The organism is Streptomyces sp. NPDC031100 (genome assembly GCF_055570785.1).
In genome coordinates this window covers 741,957-757,406 of the sequence record NZ_JBVIGN010000003.1, presented here as the reverse complement: position 1 = coordinate 757,406, position 15,450 = coordinate 741,957, and the positions used below count along the sequence as shown (strand labels likewise).

Genomic DNA, 15,450 nt, shown 5'->3' with positions numbered 1-15,450 from the left:
GAAAGGTGACGACGATGTCCTCGACCGAACCCGGTACGGCGCGGCAACGCCGTACCGAGCGCCGCGCCCACGCCGACTACACGGGCGCCGTGTACGGCTCGATGCTCGCCGCGTCGGTGGTGATCGGCGCCGGCGCCCTGGGGGAGTTCCCCCGCGTGCAGTTGATGGTCCTGCTGCTGCTCACCGGCCTCGTCTTCTGGATCGGGCATGTGCACGCCCAGCTGTTCGGAGCGCACCTCGCCAGGCGGTCCCTGAACCGTCCGACCGTGCTGCGGGTGTGCCGTGAGGAGTGGCCGATCGTCGAGGCGGCCGTCCCGCCGGCCCTCGCCGTCGCGGTGAGCCCGCTGCTGGGCCTGGAGCTGGAGGGAACGGTCTGGCTGGCGGTCGCGGTGGCCGTGGCCGGGCAGGTGGGCTGGTCGGCGGCGGGCGCCCGGCAGGCGGGAGCCTCCTGGCGGCTGGTTGCGTTCACGGCCGCGGTCAATCTGCTGCTGGGCCTCGTGATCATCTCCTTCAAGCTGGCGCTGACGCACTGACCCCGGGGCCCCTATCACCTGCGCCGGGTGAGGCCCGGTGGCGCCGTGCGGAGCAGGATCGCAGGAAGACGACGGCAGCAGGCACGCGGCGGGAGAACCGCACATGCGTTACGAGATCCGTGTCGATGGACTCATGTCGGAGACGCTGACCAAGGCCTTCCCGGAGCTGGACCACGTGATGATGTCCGGTCAGACGGTCCTGTTCGGCCGCGTCATCGACGAGGCGCACCTGTACGGCCTGCTGGTCCGCTGCCAGTCACTGGGGCTCAGGGTCGTGGAGCTGCGCCAACTGCCGGAGTGACTGTCGCTGGTCGTCAGGATCAGCCGCTGCCCGGCCACCACCTGGCGGCCCTCGGGCAGTCGCGTGGCCGACTGACGCTCCGGCACATCGATCACGTCCGGCCGGTGACGAAGCGACGGTGAAGGAGCTCGGTGCGGTCGTAGTTCACCCTCCTGGTCCGGTGGCCTGCTGTCCGCTTGCGGATCCGGCGGAAGGATCACCCGTGGTGGGTGATCCGCTCGCCGGCCGCGCGCGGGACGCTGTGCCGGTGAGGGGTGCGCACACCGCCCCGTCGGCGGTCCGGAGGCGACCCGTTCGACCGCGCGAGGAGGAGCCATGACCGAGTCGCGTGGTCCGGCACCGCGTACCGGACCGCCGCACCTGACCGGAGGTGCCGTAGGCGGCCCGGCGGACGCCATGAGGGTGCTCGCCCGGTCGTGGACCTGGATCCTCGGGTCGGCCGTCGTCACTCTCGTACCGGGTGTGCTGATCCTCGTCTGGCCGGACGAGACGCTGCACGTCCTGGCGGTTCTCATCGGCCTCTACCTGCTCCTCGCCGGCGCGCTGAGGTTCGTCACGGCCTTCGCCCGGGAGGGAGCCGGCGAACGGCTCGCCGGACTGCTGATCGCGGTGCTGTACGTCCTGGCCGGCGTGCTCTGCCTGCGCCACCCGCTGCAGACCGTCACCGCGCTGTCGCTGATCGTCGGGCTGGCCTGGCTGGCGTCCGGCATCCTCACCCTCTACACGGCGATCGCCGCCGAGGACCTCCCGCACCGCGCCGTCGTCCTGTGCGTCGGCGTGCTCGGCGTCGTCGCCGGGATCGTGGTGCTGGCGCTGCCGACCGAGTCGGCGCGGGCGCTGACCCGGCTGCTCGGCTTGTGGCTCGTGCTGCTGGGCCTGGCCGAGCTGATGGTCGCCTTCGCCTGGCGGTCCGCGCTGCGCAGAAGCGGTGTGACGGCGTCGGGCGCATCCGGACCGGCGGAGTGACCCGCGGGCCGCACTGCCGCCCGCCGCCGTAGCCCGGCCGCCGTAGCCCCGCTGTCATCGCCCTCCGTCATGGAGCCCCGCCACGATCACCCGCCTCGGGTGAGGACGTCCCCGCCTGGCCGTGTGCACGCTGAGTACGGCAGAGACCGGCTTGCCGGGACGGCCTAGAGGCCGGACGGCCGGGCCCGACGGGCCGGTGCCCCGGAACGGAGGAGACACATGACCGCGCAGACCTACCTGGCGTACGACTATCCGCTGCTGAGCGCCTTCTGGACGATGCTGTGGCTCTTCCTGTGGATCCTCTGGTTCGTCCTGCTGTTCCGGATCATCGTCGACATCTTCCGTGACGACGACCTGAACGGCTGGGCCAAGGCCGGCTGGACGCTCTTCGTGATCGTGCTGCCCTTCCTGGGCGTCCTCGTCTACGTGATCGCCCGCGGCAAGGGCATGGGCAAGCGGGAGATACAGCAGGCACGCGCGCAGCAGCAGGCCTTCGACTCCTACGTCCGGGAGGCCGCGAAGGGCGCCGCCCCGACCAGCAGCGTCGACGAACTGGCCAGGCTCTCCGAGATCCGGGCCCGCGGCGACATCACCGAAGACGAGTTCCGCCGGGCGAAGGAACTGGTCCTGAGCGACGCCGGAGCCGCGCGGCGCTCCGGTGAGACGCCCACCCCACCCACCACGCCCGGGCACTGAGCACGACCGACGAGTACGAATCGAGGCAGTCGCATGTCCGCAACCCCCCCACGCGCGCACACGACCACCGCCAAACAGCAGTGGGCCTACGGCCTGACGGCCTTCGCAGGCGTCATGCTCCTGATCACCGGGCTGCTCAGTGTGTTCCGGGGCATCATGGCGATCGCCCAGGACGACGTCTTCGTCACGACCCCGAACTACGTCTTCAAGTTCGACCTCACCAGCTGGGGCTGGATCCATCTGTTCCTGGGCGCGATCGCCGTGGTCGTCAGCTTCGGCCTGTTCGGGCCGTCGACGTGGGGACGCGTCGGCGGCGTGGCCATCGCCGGGGTGGTCATCATCGCCAACTTCCTCTCGCTGCCGTACTACCCGGTCTGGTCGGTCGTCATGATCGCGGTGTCCGGCTTCGTCATCTGGGCCCTGTGCGTGGTCCCGGGGGAGAAGTCAGCCGCGGGCTCGTAGCACCCGGCGCACCCGGCCCCGGCAGAACACCCGGACGGGCCCGGCCGCAGCGGAACACGCGGACGGGCCCGGCCGCCAGGGCAGAACCCGGACCGGCGCAGCCGTAGGAGAGCACATGGACCGGTACCCGCCCATCGCCGAGCACGGCATGGTGGGCGATCTCCAGACCGCGGCCCTCGTGTCGTCCGGCGGAACCGTCGACTGGTGGTGCACTCCCCGCTTCGACTCGCCCAGCGTCTTCGCCTCGCTCCTGGACCACGAGGGCGGCGGCCACTGCCGCCTCGCGGAGGACGTCCCGGACGGGAACGGAAAGTCGGTCCGGCAGCTGTACCTGTCCGACACGGCCATCCTGATCACCCGGTTCATGGGACCCGGCGGCGTCGGCGAGGTCGCCGACTTCATGCCCCCCGTCGACTCCCCGGTCCCCACCGACCGGCACCGCCTGATCCGGGTCGCCCGGGTCGTGCGAGGGACCCTGCCCTTCACCTTCGCCTGCCGGCCGCGCTTCGACTACGGGCGCGCCCCGCACACCCTCGCCCTCACCGACGGCCACGCGGCCGTCCAGCACGGCCCGGGCACGGACCTGCACGTGCAGACCACCACCGGAATCCCCCTGCGCGCCGACGGCCACGACGTCACCGCCCGCTTCACCCTCTCCGCCGGACAGGCCGCCGCCGTCGTCCTGACCAGCACGGCCGCGGGCGCCGCGGCGCCGCCCCCGCCGTCCCTGCACGGCATCGCCGAGGAAGTGGAGGAGTGCCACCTGTTCTGGCTGTCCTGGCTGCGCTCCTGCACCTACCACGGACGCTGGCAGGACATGGTCAACCGCTCGGCGATCACCCTCAAGCTGCTCACCTACGCGCCGACAGGGGCACCCGTAGCCGCGGCCACCATGGGACTGCCCGAGCAGATCGGCGGCGAGCGCAACTGGGACTACCGCTACACCTGGATCCGGGACGCCTCGCTGTCCGTGCGCGCCCTGATCGACCTGGGATTCGAGACGGAGGCGTACGCCTTCCGGCGCTGGCTGCGCGACCGGGTCGAGGCCGGCGGCACCGCCTCGGGCGACCCGCTGCAGATCATGTACCGGGTGGACGGCGACCCCCGCCTGACCGAGGAGATCCTGGGCCACCTGGAGGGCTACCGGGGATCACGGCCGGTGCGCGCGGGCAACGCGGCCGCCGACCAGCTCCAGCTCGACATCTACGGCGAGGCCTCGGACGCGCTGGCGGTCGGCGGGGACATCGGTGCGGTCCGCGGCTGGAAGGCGCTGCGCGAGGTGCTGGACTGGCTGGCCGACCACTGGGACCGGCCCGACGAGGGCATCTGGGAGACCCGCGGAGGCCGGCAGGACTTCACCTACAGCCGGCTGATGACCTGGGTCGCCTTCGACCGGGGCATCCGCGCGGCCACCCGGTTCGCCCGCCCGGCCGACATCGGGCGCTGGACCCGGGCCCGGGACGCGGTCTTCCAGCAGCTCATCGAGCGGGGCTGGCACGAGAAGCGACAGGCCTTCGTGCAGCACTTCGACACCGACGTCCTGGACGCCTCGCTGCTGCTCATGCCGCGGGCCGGGTTCCTATCCCCGCACGACCCGGACTGGATCAGCACCCTCGACGCCATCGAGGCGGAACTGGTCAGCGACAGCCTGGTCTACCGGTACGACCCCGCGGCCTCGCCCGACGGACTGCGCGGCTCCGAGGGCACCTTCAACCTGTGCAGCTTCCTCTACGTCGAGGCGCTCGCCCGCACCGGCCGGCTCCATCAGGCCCGGCACGCCTTCGACAAGATGCTCACCTACGCCAACCACGTCGGCCTCTTCGCCGAGGAGATCGGCCCCTCGGGAGAGCAACTCGGCAACTTCCCGCAGGCGTTCACCCATCTCTCCCTGGTCACCGCGGCCATGGCACTCGACGAGGAGCTGGGCCGGGCCAACCAGGGGCCACAGCCCCGCGGAGCCCTGCACCCCGCCGTCCACGCGGCACCCCCGGACACGACGGGCGGGGGCACCGGACGTGGCTGACCGGGCAGGGCCGGACGCACGCGCCGCGGGAACAGCGACAGCTCCCGCATGAACGTGATGATCAACGACATCAGCAAGGCGCGCGCCGCTGACGCGGTTCACGCCGGCGGCGAGCGGGCTGGGCGGCCTCGCCGCGGCGGCGCGCCTGCCCGGGAAAACCGGCCGTACCGGAAACCGCGACACACCGGCCACCGTGCCGGGCCCCACCCAGCGGCCGGTTCCACCCTCCTCCACACCCCCCACGGCCCCCGTGACATCATCGGCCGAGGTCAGACCGAAGCCGTGAGGAGCAGCACGATGAACACCGCCGTCACCGCCCCGCCCGCGGTCGGCGTCTCGCTGCTGGACGACTTCTCCCTGGAGATGACCGGCAAGGACGTGCCGAAGCTGGAGGAGGCCCACGCCGCCATCCCCCGGGGCACCCGGATCAACGTCACGTTCCTCGGCAACGAGGACCTCGGCATGCGGCTGGCCGCCGCCCGCGCCGTCAAACGGCTCGGCTTCGTGCCCGTCCCGCACATCTCCGCCCGCCGGCTGCCCTCCCAGCGCGACCTGGAGGAGTTCCTGACCGGCCTCGCGGCCGACGGCACCGCGGACAACGTCTTCGTCGTGGGCGGCGACCCCGCCCGCCCCGAGGGCCCGTACGAGGACGCCCTCGCCGTCATCCGCAGCGGACTGCTCCAGCGCCACGGCGTGACGCACGTCGGCATCAGCGGCTATCCGGAGGGCCACCCCGCGATCGCCGAGCACTCCCTGTGGTCGGCGCTCAGCGACAAGAGCGCGGTGCTCGGGGCGCAGCGGATCGCAGGCGACGTCATCACGCAGTTCGGCTTCGACGTCGACGCCGTGCTCCGCTGGGTGGAGGCAGTCCGCGCCAAGGGCGTCGGCCTGCCGATCCGCATCGGCGTCCCCGGCCCGGCCGGTGTGCGCCGCCTGATGACCTACGCCGCCCGCTTCGGCGTCGGCACCAGCGCCTCCATAGCCCGCAAGTACGGCTTCTCGCTCACCAACCTCATGGGTACGGCCGGCCCCGACCGCTTCCTGCACGCGCTCGCCCAGGGGTACGACCCCGCGCGGCACGGCGAGCTGAAGGTGCACTTCTACACCTTCGGAGGTCTGCGGGCCACGTCGGAGTGGATCGCCCGCTTCCGCCGGGGAGACCGGGAGGACTGACCCCGCTGTCGCCGTTCGGTATTTCGGTCACCCATCGGCCGGCCGGTGGCCGTATCCGATCGGTGGCCGGCGGCGCGTCTGCCCGCCCCGGACGCGCAAGCGCCCTGCTCGCCGCTCTTGCGCTGCTCATCCCGGGGCTCTATAACGTCTCCAGCAGGTATCGGCGGGGATGGCCGGAAATGGCAGGTGCCGCCGACCAGGGGGGATCCTCGGCTCCGCCGCGATCGGCATCAAGTGCCCGCAGACCGACGGAGACCGAACCATGACCGACAACGCCTATCGCGCTGCCCTGACCCGGCTGGCCGTCGACCCGGACTTCCGCGCCGAACTCGACGGCGACGCCGCCGAGGTGGCACGAAGACTCGGCCTGACCCCCGCGCAGGTCGCCGAACTCCGCTCCCTCCGCGTCGAGTCCGGCACCGACGGGGGATCGGCCGCACTCGACCCGCGCCTGTCCAAGTCGTCCCTGTTCTTCGGCAGCGCGGCGCATGCGCTGGCGCACCACGACATCACGGCCGACCACGCCGCTCCCGCGGACCACATCTCCGCGGCGACGCACGACGTCTCCACGAGCCACACCGCCCCGGCGGACGACGTCTCCGGCGCCCACGACGCCGGTGCCCCTGCCTCCGCCGACCACATGTCCGACCTGTCGGATCCCGCCGCGGCCCAGGAGGGCGTCGGCGGTCTCGACGGGGCCTCGACCGGGTCCCTCAGCCTGCTCGGTGGCCCCCTGCTGGACCAGTCCCCGGCGGAAGTCGGCGGGGAACCGGGCGAGTTCGGCGACTTCGGCGAGTACGGCAACGAGGGCACGGCTGCGGACCTCGGCGGTCTCGGTGGGCATGTCGGCGGAGGCGCCGACGGAGGCTTCGGCGACTTCGGCGCCGGGGGCGACGGCGGGTTCGGTGGTGCCGGCGGTGGCTTCGGTGACGGTGGGCTGGGCGCCGGCGGTTTCGGTGACGGCGGTGTCGGTCCCGGCGGGTTCGGCGGAGCCGAGGGCGGCTTCGGCGGTGGTGCCGAGGGCGGGTTCGGTGGTGCCGGTGGCGGCTTCGGTGACGGTGGGCTGGGTGCCGGTGGGTTCGGTGACGGCGGTCTGGGCAGCGGTGGTTTCGGTGACGGCGGTCTGGGTGCCGGTGGGTTCGGCGATGGTGGCCTGGGCACTGGCGGCTTCGGCGACGGCGGGTTCGGTGACGGCGGTGCGGGTTCCGGTGGTGGGTTCGGCGACCTCGGCGGGCACGGCGGCTTCGGCGGCGTAGGCGGGGAAGGCGGGGAAGGCGGCGGGGACGCCGGTCACTTCGGCCACGGAGGCATCTACGACCGCGACGGCGGCGACGGCGGCGGTGACAGCGGTGGCGGCGGTGGTGAGGGCGGCGGCGACCCGGAGAACACCAATCGTCCCAGTGGCGGTGGTGGCCATGGTGGTGGCGGCGGTGGTGACGGTGGCGGCGACCCGGAGAACACCAATCGTCCCAGTGGTGGCGGTGGCCATGGTGGTGGTGAGGGTGGTGGCGGCGGTGGTGACGGTGGCGGCGACCCGGAGAACACCAATCGTCCCAGTGGTGGCGGTGGCCATGGTGGTGGTGAGGGTGGTGGCGGCGGTGGTGAGGGCGGCGGCGACCCGGAGAACACCAACCGTCCCAGTGGTGGCGGCGGCCACGGTGGTGGCGAGGGCGGCGGCGGTGACGGTGGCGGCGACCCGGAGAACGGTAATCGCCCCAGTGGCGGCGGTGGCCGCGAAGGCACCCTCGGCCGTGCCGGGACGACCGTACGCGGCGGCATCGACCTGCCCGGCTCCGGCGACATGGCCACCCACCTGTCGCCCTCCGCGCCCGAGACGGACGGCGGCTTCAACGGCGGTACGTTCCTCAGCGGTTCCGGCGGAGGCTGAGCCACCGCATGCTCTGCCATGTCTGCCGCGTCCACCTGCGACGCGACTTCCCGTACTGCCTGCACTGCGGCACCCCGCGCCGGGGTGCCGCACCGACGTCGTACGCCGCGCCCCAGCTGCGCGGCCTCGACGACCCGACACTGCTCGTCGCGCTGACCGCCCCGGTCACCACGCTGGGCCGGGGCGAGGACAACGACGTAGTCCTCTCCGACGGCAGCGTCTCGCGCCGCCACGCCCGCATCGTCCGCACCGGTGAGGGCTTCCGGATCGAGGACCTGGACTCCTTCAACGGCACCGCGGTCGGCGGCGTCGACCTGCACGGCGGCGCGGCCGGGCTCGCCGACGGCACCGAGCTGTCCGTGGGCGACGTACGCCTGGTGTTCGAGCAGCCCCGCGACGCCCGGATCGGCTCCCGCACGATGGTGGTCGGCACCCAGCTGACCCACCTGCCCGCCGCCGGACAGGAAGAGGAGGCGCCGGAGGCGAACGGCCCGCTCACCGCGCGCCCCCGCCGCCGTTCCGGCTGGGCCCTCAAGCAGGTCCCCACCGAACGCGGCGCACCCCGCTGGGTGCTCAGCAGCACCCGCACCGGCCGCTACCTGGAACTGGACGAGCGCCAGGTCTTCCTCTGGCACGCCGTCGACGGCGAGAACACCGTACGGGACCTGCTCTTCGCCTACGCCGACCGCTACGGCGAACTCGCCCTGCCCCGCATCGAGTCCGCGCTGGCCGCGTTCGCGGACGCGGGGCTGCTGCGCGGCCTGCCCGGCCGGTCCGGGCAGGAGGAGCCACGGGGCTGGCGCCGGGCGGCGCGTGCGCTGTACCGGGCGCTGCTGAAACTGGAGGTGTCCGTCCCCGGCCTCGACGGGCTGGTGACGCGGCTCTACCAGGCGTTCGGCTGGCGGCTGTTCACCCGGACCGGGGTGGCCCTGGCCTGGCTGTCGGTGGTCGGCGGCCTCGTCGCGTTCTTCGCCGCCCAGGGCAGCCACCACCTGCTCGACTTCGGCGGTGCGGGCGCGTGGGGCCCGGTTCTGCTGGCCGCCGGATACGTGACCGCGCTCCTCGTCCACGAGCTGACCCACGCGCTGGCCGTGAAGTCGTACGGCCGCACGGTCCGGCGCGGCGGGTTCCTGCTGATGATGGGCATGCCGTTCGCGTTCGTGGACACCAGCGACATGTGGTTCGGCTCCCGCTGGTCCCGGGTCGTGGTGGCCCTGTCCGGCCCGCTGTCCACGGCGGCGCTGGCCGGCTGGTGCGCCACGGGCGCGGCCCTGCTGCCCGCTGGACCCGCGGCGGCCGTCCTCTACCACCTGGCCTTCGGCCTCTACCTGAACACCTTGTACAACTTCAATCCGCTGATGCCGCTGGACGGTTACCAGGCGCTGACCGACGCACTGCGCGTCCCCCGGCTGCGCGAGGAGGCGAGCGCCTACTTCCGCACGGGTCTGTGGCGCGACCTGCGCGCGGGCAACCGGCCGGGGCCGCGCCAGGCGGGCATGGCCGCCTACGGCCTCGCGGTCGTCCTGGGCACCTACGGCTTCCTCGCCCTCGCCCTGCTGGCCTGGCGCTCCCGGATCGGCGACCTGCTCGCGGACCGGCTGGCCGAGCCGTGGACCACGGTGATCGAGGCGGCCGTCGTCGCCCTGGTCGCGTTCCCGGTGTGGGCCGCGCCCGTGCGCTGGCTGACGCGCCGGATACGGCGCCGACGGGACGTGAAGGACGGAGCGCCGGGCGCCGGGATCGCCGCGCCCGTGGAGGGGACGGCATGACCGACGACGCCGACTGGGCCGTACCCGGCTACGAGACCGTCCGCACGCTCGGCGAAGGAGCCGGCGGCCGGGTCGTCCTTGCCCGGCACACCGCGACCGGCGTGCCCGTCGCGATCAAGTACCTGAGCGAACACCTGCGCGCGGACCGGGAGTTCCTGGCCCGCTTCCGGGCCGAGGCCCGGCTGCTCGGCGAGCTGCAGCACCCCTGCGTGGTGCGCCTCTACGAGTACGTCGAAGCACGCGCCGGCGCCGCGATCGTGATGGAGGCGGTGGACGGCGTCAGCCTGCGCCACCTGCTGCGCCGGCACGCGGTGACCGGCCCCGAGGCCGCGCTCGTCCTGCTCAAGGGTTCCCTCCTCGGGCTGGGCGCGGCCCACACGGCCGGGGTGGTGCACCGCGACTACAAGCCGGAGAACGTGCTGGTCCGCGCCGACGGCACCAGCGCCCTGGCCGACTTCGGCATCGCGGTGCGCAGCGGCCGGGAGACCGAGGCCGCGGGCACACCCGCCTACATGGCGCCCGAGCAGTGGAACGGCGAGCCCGCAGGCCCGGCCGCCGACGTCTACGCGGCATCCGTGGTGTTCTTCGAGTGCCTGACCGGACGGCGGCCCTTCCCCGGCGACGACGTGACCGCGCTGCGCCTCCAGCACCTGCGCGCACCGGCCCCGGTCGAGGACGTACCCGGACCGGTGCGCGGGCTGCTGCGCGCAGGCCTGGCGAAGGATCCGGCGGCCCGGCCCGGCGTGGAGGCGTTCCTCGCCGACCTGGAACGGTCGGCCACCGAGGGCTACGGCGCCGGCTGGGAGGAGCGCGGCCGCAGCCGGCTCGCCGAACTCGCCGCGGCGCTCGCCCTGCTGTTCCCCTTCACCGCGACGGCGACGCTCGACGGCTCGGCCAGTGCGCTCACCCTGCTGGGCCGGCTGAAGCGCGGAGGATGGCGGGTGGCGACCGGCGGGGTGGCCGCGCTGGTGGTCGTCACGGGCGGAGCGACGTACGCGACGAACCGACCGCACGAGACGTCCACCACGGTAGCGAGTTCGACCCCGTCACCGGTCGACTCGTCCTTGGCGCCCACGACTTCACTCTCACCGTCAGCTGGGCCGGGCACCGCCCCGCCCACGACCGGCGCCTCCCCCTCCACGACCCCCTCGGACAGCCCCTCGTCCTCGCCCACGCCGTCCACGGAGACGACCGCACCGACCGCACCGGCCGGGACGCCGACCGCCACCGTGTCCCCCGACCCGGCCACCCCGGGCACGGTCACGATCACCATCGGCTCCTGGCAGCGCGGGCAGAGACCGGGCACGCTCGTCGCGGCGGTGACCGTCGTGACCACGGGCACCGGTCCGCTGACCGTCACCGCGAACTACTACGTCGACACACCGGCCGACCCGTACGGCTCCCAGACCCAGCCCCTGTCCGGGAGCACGCGGTACGACCTGACCTTCGAGGCCGACTTCTCCAACCACCCGTGCAAGGGGACCTGGGATGTCACGCTCAGCAGCGATCCGGCGGCCGCGAACGGCCCCCAGACGGCCTCCCTGGACGCACCGCCGTGCTGAACCCCGTCCGACGAGAACGGATCGACATGACGACAGCCACCGCAGTGGCCGGCCGGCCCCTGTCCGGCTGGTCACGGGACACCCGCTTCGGCACCTGGCACGCCCTGCTCCCGGCCCGCTCCGGCGAGTCGACGGTGCTCGGGGCGTTGCGCATCGACCCGGCCCTGCTCGGGCCTTCGGGCACGCGTGAGCGCCTGGCCGCGGCGGTGCTCGCCACGGCGAAGCTCCGGCTTCCCGGACTGCTGGGCACGGTCGACCTCGTGGCCGAGGCCGACGAGGTGTGGCTGCTCACGGCCCGGCCGCCGGCCCCCGTGCTCGCCGACGTCCTGTCCGCCGACGGCCCCCGCCCGGACGCGGGCAGCGCGGCGAGCATCCTCAACGAGACCGCACAGACCCTGCTCGCCCTGCACGCAGCCGGCCTGGCCCACGGCTCGCTCGGCCCGGACACCGTGGTCCTCGCGCCGGACGGCGTCGCCCTGCTGGCCGAGGCGGGCCTGGCCACGGTGCTGGGCGACGCACGTCGGGCGACGGACACGGACGCTGCGCCGGTCCCGCCGTCGGGTGAGGTGCCGCACGCCGGCCTCCAGGCAGCCGACACCGCCGCCTGGGCCGACCTGGCCCGCACCCTCGGCACCGCCTGGACCCGGGCCGGAACCCCCGCGGCTGACCTCTTCGCCCACTGTTCCGCCACCGCCGAGTCCGAGGGGCTCGCGGCGGCCCGGGCCGCACTGGTGGCCGGGCGCGCGGCCCTCCCGGCGGACTTCCTGCGCCGTACGGCACTGCGCGCCGCGGCAGCAGCATCGGCTCCGCGCCTCGCCCCGCCGAGCACGACCCCGCCACACCCGTCTCCGGCGGCTCCCGAGTTCCCGGCCTCACCGGAGGACCGGCACCCGTCGCCGACCCCAGCGGTCCCCACGCCACACCCGGTTTCCGCGGTCCCCGAGTTCCCGGCCTCACCGGAGGACCGGCCCCCGTCGCCAACCGCATCGGTCCCCACGCCACACCCAGCCGCCACCGACACCGGCGCCCCTGCAGCCGACTCGGCACCCCCGGACCGGCGAACCACGGCACACCCCCCAGCAGCCGCCGACCAGCCCACCGCGCTCGGTCGTGCCCGCGCCTCCGCCGCCCCGGACATCCAGGCCACCGTCCTCGGCAAGCGCAACCGCCTCACCGCGCCCCCCGCACCCGCCGGGGAGGACTCCGGCGAGGTCCTGCTCCGGTTCGGACCCGGGATCCCCGCCGACGAGCAGGATGTGCTGCGCGCCCGGTGGCGTACCGAAGCCGCCGTACCCGCGCGGCAGCGCACGCGCCGAAGGCGCCGGGGCTGGATCATCACCACCGCCGTCCTGGCGATCGCCGCCGTCCTGCTCTGGCTGCTGCTGCGGCCGACCCCCGCCCCGGCGGTCGTAGCCGTCCAGGTCCAGGCCCCCGCAGGGCCGTTGCACTGCGGTCAGACGGCCGACCTGGTCGGTGTCGTCACCACCGACGGCCACGGCGGCCCCGTCACGTACCGGTGGCTGCGCGGGGACGGCCAGGAGTCGGGCGAGCTGGTCCGCACCGCGCGCAGCGGTGAGCGCCGACTCAGGGTGCATCTGCGCTGGACGGTCCGTGGTCCCGGCCGCTTCCGGGGGACCGCCCGGCTGCGGATCGCGCACCAGCGGGCTCCGATGGAGGCGACGGCGAGCTTCACCTACGCCTGCCCTGAACGCCACGGATCCCTGGCCACGGGCAGGTAGGTGTCGGATTCTCGCCAGCGGACGGCTCCCGCGATGGTCGATCCTGGACGCATGCAGACAGGGATGCACTTCGACCGGGAGCACTGCGTGCGCGCGGTGCAGTCCAAGGACGCGCGGTTCGACGGCTGGTTCTACACGGTCGTTCTGACCACCCGCATCTACTGCCGGCCCAGCTGCCCGGTGGTCCCGCCCAAGCCGGAGAACATGACCTTCTACCCGAGCGCGGCCGCCTGCCAGCAGGCCGGGTTCCGGGCCTGTAAGCGCTGCCGCCCCGACACCAGCCCCGGCTCGCCGGAGTGGAACCTGCGCGCCGACCTGGTGGCGCGGGCCATGCGGCTGATCGCCGACGGTGTCGTCGACCGCGAGGGTGTGCCCGGGCTCGCCGCCCGGCTCGGCTACAGCGCCCGGCAGGTGGAGCGGCAGCTGCTCGCCGAGCTGGGCGCGGGCCCCCTCGCGCTGGCCCGTGCCCAGCGCGCCCAGACCGCGCGGCTCCTGATCGAGACGACCCCGCTGCCGATGGCGGAGATCGCCTTCGCGGCCGGCTTCTCCTCGATCCGCACCTTCAACGACACCGTCCGCGAGGTCTTCGCCCTCTCCCCGAGCGAACTGCGCGCCAGGGTGCCGAAGGACAGTGCCGCGAGCACCCCGGGAACCCTCGCGCTGCGGCTGCCGTTCCGCGCCCCGCTCAACCCCGACAACCTCTTCGGCCACCTGGCCGCCACGGCCGTACCGGGCGTGGAGGAGTGGCGGGACGGCGCCTACCGGCGCACGCTACGACTGCCGTACGGGCACGGAATCGTCGCGCTCACCCCGAAACCCGACCACATCGCCTGCCGGCTCACCCTCAGCGACCTCCGCGATCTGACCGTGGCCATCAGCCGCTGCCGGCGCATGCTCGACCTGGACGCCGACCCGGTCGCCGTGGACGACCGGCTGCGCACGGACCCGGTACTCGCGCCGCTGGTGGACCGGGCGCCGGGCCGCCGGGTGCCGCGCACGGTGGACGAGGCCGAGTTCGCGGTGCGGGCCGTGCTCGGGCAGCAGGTCTCCACGGCCGCCGCCCGCACCCATGCGGCCCGCCTGGTCACCGCCCACGGCAAGCCCCTGGACGACCCCGAGGGCGGACTCACCCACCTCTTCCCGTCGCCCGACGCGCTGGCCGCCGTGGACCCCGAGACCCTGGCCATGCCCCGCACCCGGCGTACCACCTTCTCCACCCTCGTCCGTCAACTGGCCGATGGCACACTCCACTTGGGGGTGGAATCCGACTGGGCCGAGGCTCGTGCGCGGCTGCTCGACCTGCCCGGCTTCGGGCCCTGGACGGTCGACGTCATCGCCATGCGGGCCCTCGGCGACCCCGATGCCTTCCTCCCCACGGACCTCGGCATCCGGCGCGCCGCCCAGGAGCTGGGCCTGCCCGGCACCCCGGCCGCGCTCACCGCCCGGGCCGAGGCCTGGCGCCCCTGGCGGGCCTACGCGGTGCAGTACCTGTGGGCGACCGACGGCCACCCGATCAACTTCCTTCCCGTGTAAGGATCGTCTCGATGAAGCAGCACACCGTCATCGACAGCCCCTACGGCCCCCTCACCCTCGTCGCCGACGACGGCGTCCTGTGCGGCCTCTACATGACCGACCAGCGCCACCGCCCGCCGGAGGAGACCTTCGGCAGCCTCGACGACACCCCCTTCGCCGCGGCCGAGGAACAGCTGTCCGCCTACTTCGCGGGCGAGCTGACCGAGTTCACCCTCGAACTCCGCCTGCACGGAACCCCGTTCCAGCGCAGCGTCTGGGACCAGCTGACCCGCATCCCGTACGGCGAGACCCGCGCCTACGGCGAACTCGCCGAGGCCCTCGGCAACCCCAAGGCGTCCCGCGCGGTCGGCCTCGCCAACGGCAAGAACCCGATCGGCATCATCGTGCCCTGCCACCGCGTCATCGGCGCGGGCGGCGACCTCACGGGTTACGGCGGCGGCCTGGACCGCAAGCAGCGGCTGCTGGACTTCGAGCGGGGGACCGCGCTGGTCTAGGCGCTTCTCTGCGGAGGCTCCGTCGAATCTGCACACTCAGTACACTCGGCGCGCAACCACGGCGGGACGCGCGGCGGGGCCGCCCGGGACACCGCCCCACGGTGCGCCGTTTTCGCCAAGTGTCCCGTTCGCTCTGGTGATGGCAACGGAGTTCACCTCCGCCGGCGTGCGGCATGTGGAAAGGTCTCCTCCAAGATGTGGTTGCACGCGCACAGTTGAGATACAGCCCGCACACAGCGACCCCGACGAAGCCCTCGGCCGACCAGACGTTCCTTGGACCGCGAGCCCACCGCGTGCTTGGATCCCTCGCA

Annotated in this window: 13 protein-coding genes; all 13 read left to right on the top strand. The window is 73.6% G+C overall.

Annotated features, from left to right (window positions below; translation table 11 throughout):
* Positions 1-14 precede the first annotated feature (14 nt).
* The 13 genes from ACZ5DS_RS11310 (at position 15) to ACZ5DS_RS11250 (ending at position 15,139) form a co-directional block, all read left to right on the top strand.
* Positions 15-533, top strand: coding sequence for a hypothetical protein (locus ACZ5DS_RS11310; RefSeq protein ID WP_468236121.1), 519 nt, complete (start codon positions 15-17; stop codon positions 531-533).
* A gap of 103 nt (positions 534-636) precedes the next feature.
* A complete protein-coding gene (locus ACZ5DS_RS11305; RefSeq protein ID WP_468236118.1) occupies positions 637-834 on the top strand; it encodes a hypothetical protein in 198 nt (65 codons plus the stop codon).
* 315 nt (positions 835-1,149) lie between these two features.
* A complete protein-coding gene (locus ACZ5DS_RS11300) occupies positions 1,150-1,800 on the top strand; it encodes an HdeD family acid-resistance protein (RefSeq protein WP_468236116.1) in 651 nt (216 codons plus the stop codon).
* A 219-nt stretch (positions 1,801-2,019) separates the two neighbouring features.
* Entirely contained in the window at positions 2,020-2,496 is a 477-nt protein-coding gene (locus ACZ5DS_RS11295) for an SHOCT domain-containing protein (protein WP_468236114.1), read from the top strand.
* 33 nt (positions 2,497-2,529) lie between these two features.
* Complete coding sequence (locus ACZ5DS_RS11290) at positions 2,530-2,958, top strand: DUF7144 family membrane protein (RefSeq protein ID WP_468236111.1); 429 nt, start codon at positions 2,530-2,532, stop codon at positions 2,956-2,958.
* 115 nt (positions 2,959-3,073) lie between these two features.
* Positions 3,074-4,981 (top strand): glycoside hydrolase family 15 protein, encoded by a 1,908-nt coding sequence (locus tag ACZ5DS_RS11285; RefSeq protein ID WP_468236109.1) that lies wholly within the window; start codon positions 3,074-3,076, stop codon positions 4,979-4,981.
* 297 nt (positions 4,982-5,278) lie between these two features.
* Positions 5,279-6,154, top strand: coding sequence for a methylenetetrahydrofolate reductase (locus tag ACZ5DS_RS11280; protein WP_468236107.1), 876 nt, complete (start codon positions 5,279-5,281; stop codon positions 6,152-6,154).
* A 262-nt stretch (positions 6,155-6,416) separates the two neighbouring features.
* Complete coding sequence (locus ACZ5DS_RS11275) at positions 6,417-8,042, top strand: hypothetical protein (RefSeq protein ID WP_468236105.1); 1,626 nt, start codon at positions 6,417-6,419, stop codon at positions 8,040-8,042.
* Between the two features lie 8 nt (positions 8,043-8,050).
* Positions 8,051-9,811 carry an FHA domain-containing protein gene (locus ACZ5DS_RS11270; RefSeq protein ID WP_468236102.1) on the top strand — a complete coding sequence of 587 codons (1,761 nt, stop codon included), beginning with the start codon at positions 8,051-8,053 and terminating at the stop codon, positions 9,809-9,811.
* On the top strand, positions 9,808-11,373 hold the full coding sequence (locus tag ACZ5DS_RS11265; protein WP_468236100.1) for a serine/threonine-protein kinase: 1,566 nt from the start codon (positions 9,808-9,810) through the stop codon (positions 11,371-11,373). The genes ACZ5DS_RS11270 and ACZ5DS_RS11265 overlap by 4 nt, the downstream gene beginning before the upstream one ends.
* Positions 11,374-11,399: 26 nt before the next feature.
* Positions 11,400-13,112: a hypothetical protein gene (locus tag ACZ5DS_RS11260; protein WP_468236097.1), complete on the top strand. Its 1,713-nt coding sequence runs from the start codon at positions 11,400-11,402 to the stop codon at positions 13,110-13,112.
* Positions 13,113-13,163: 51 nt separating this feature from the next.
* Positions 13,164-14,645, top strand: a complete 1,482-nt coding sequence (locus ACZ5DS_RS11255; RefSeq protein ID WP_468236095.1) for a DNA-3-methyladenine glycosylase 2 family protein — start codon at positions 13,164-13,166, stop codon at positions 14,643-14,645.
* Positions 14,646-14,656: 11 nt separating this feature from the next.
* Positions 14,657-15,139, top strand: coding sequence for a methylated-DNA--[protein]-cysteine S-methyltransferase (locus ACZ5DS_RS11250; protein ID WP_468236092.1), 483 nt, complete (start codon positions 14,657-14,659; stop codon positions 15,137-15,139).
* The last annotated feature ends 311 nt before the right edge of the window (positions 15,140-15,450 follow it).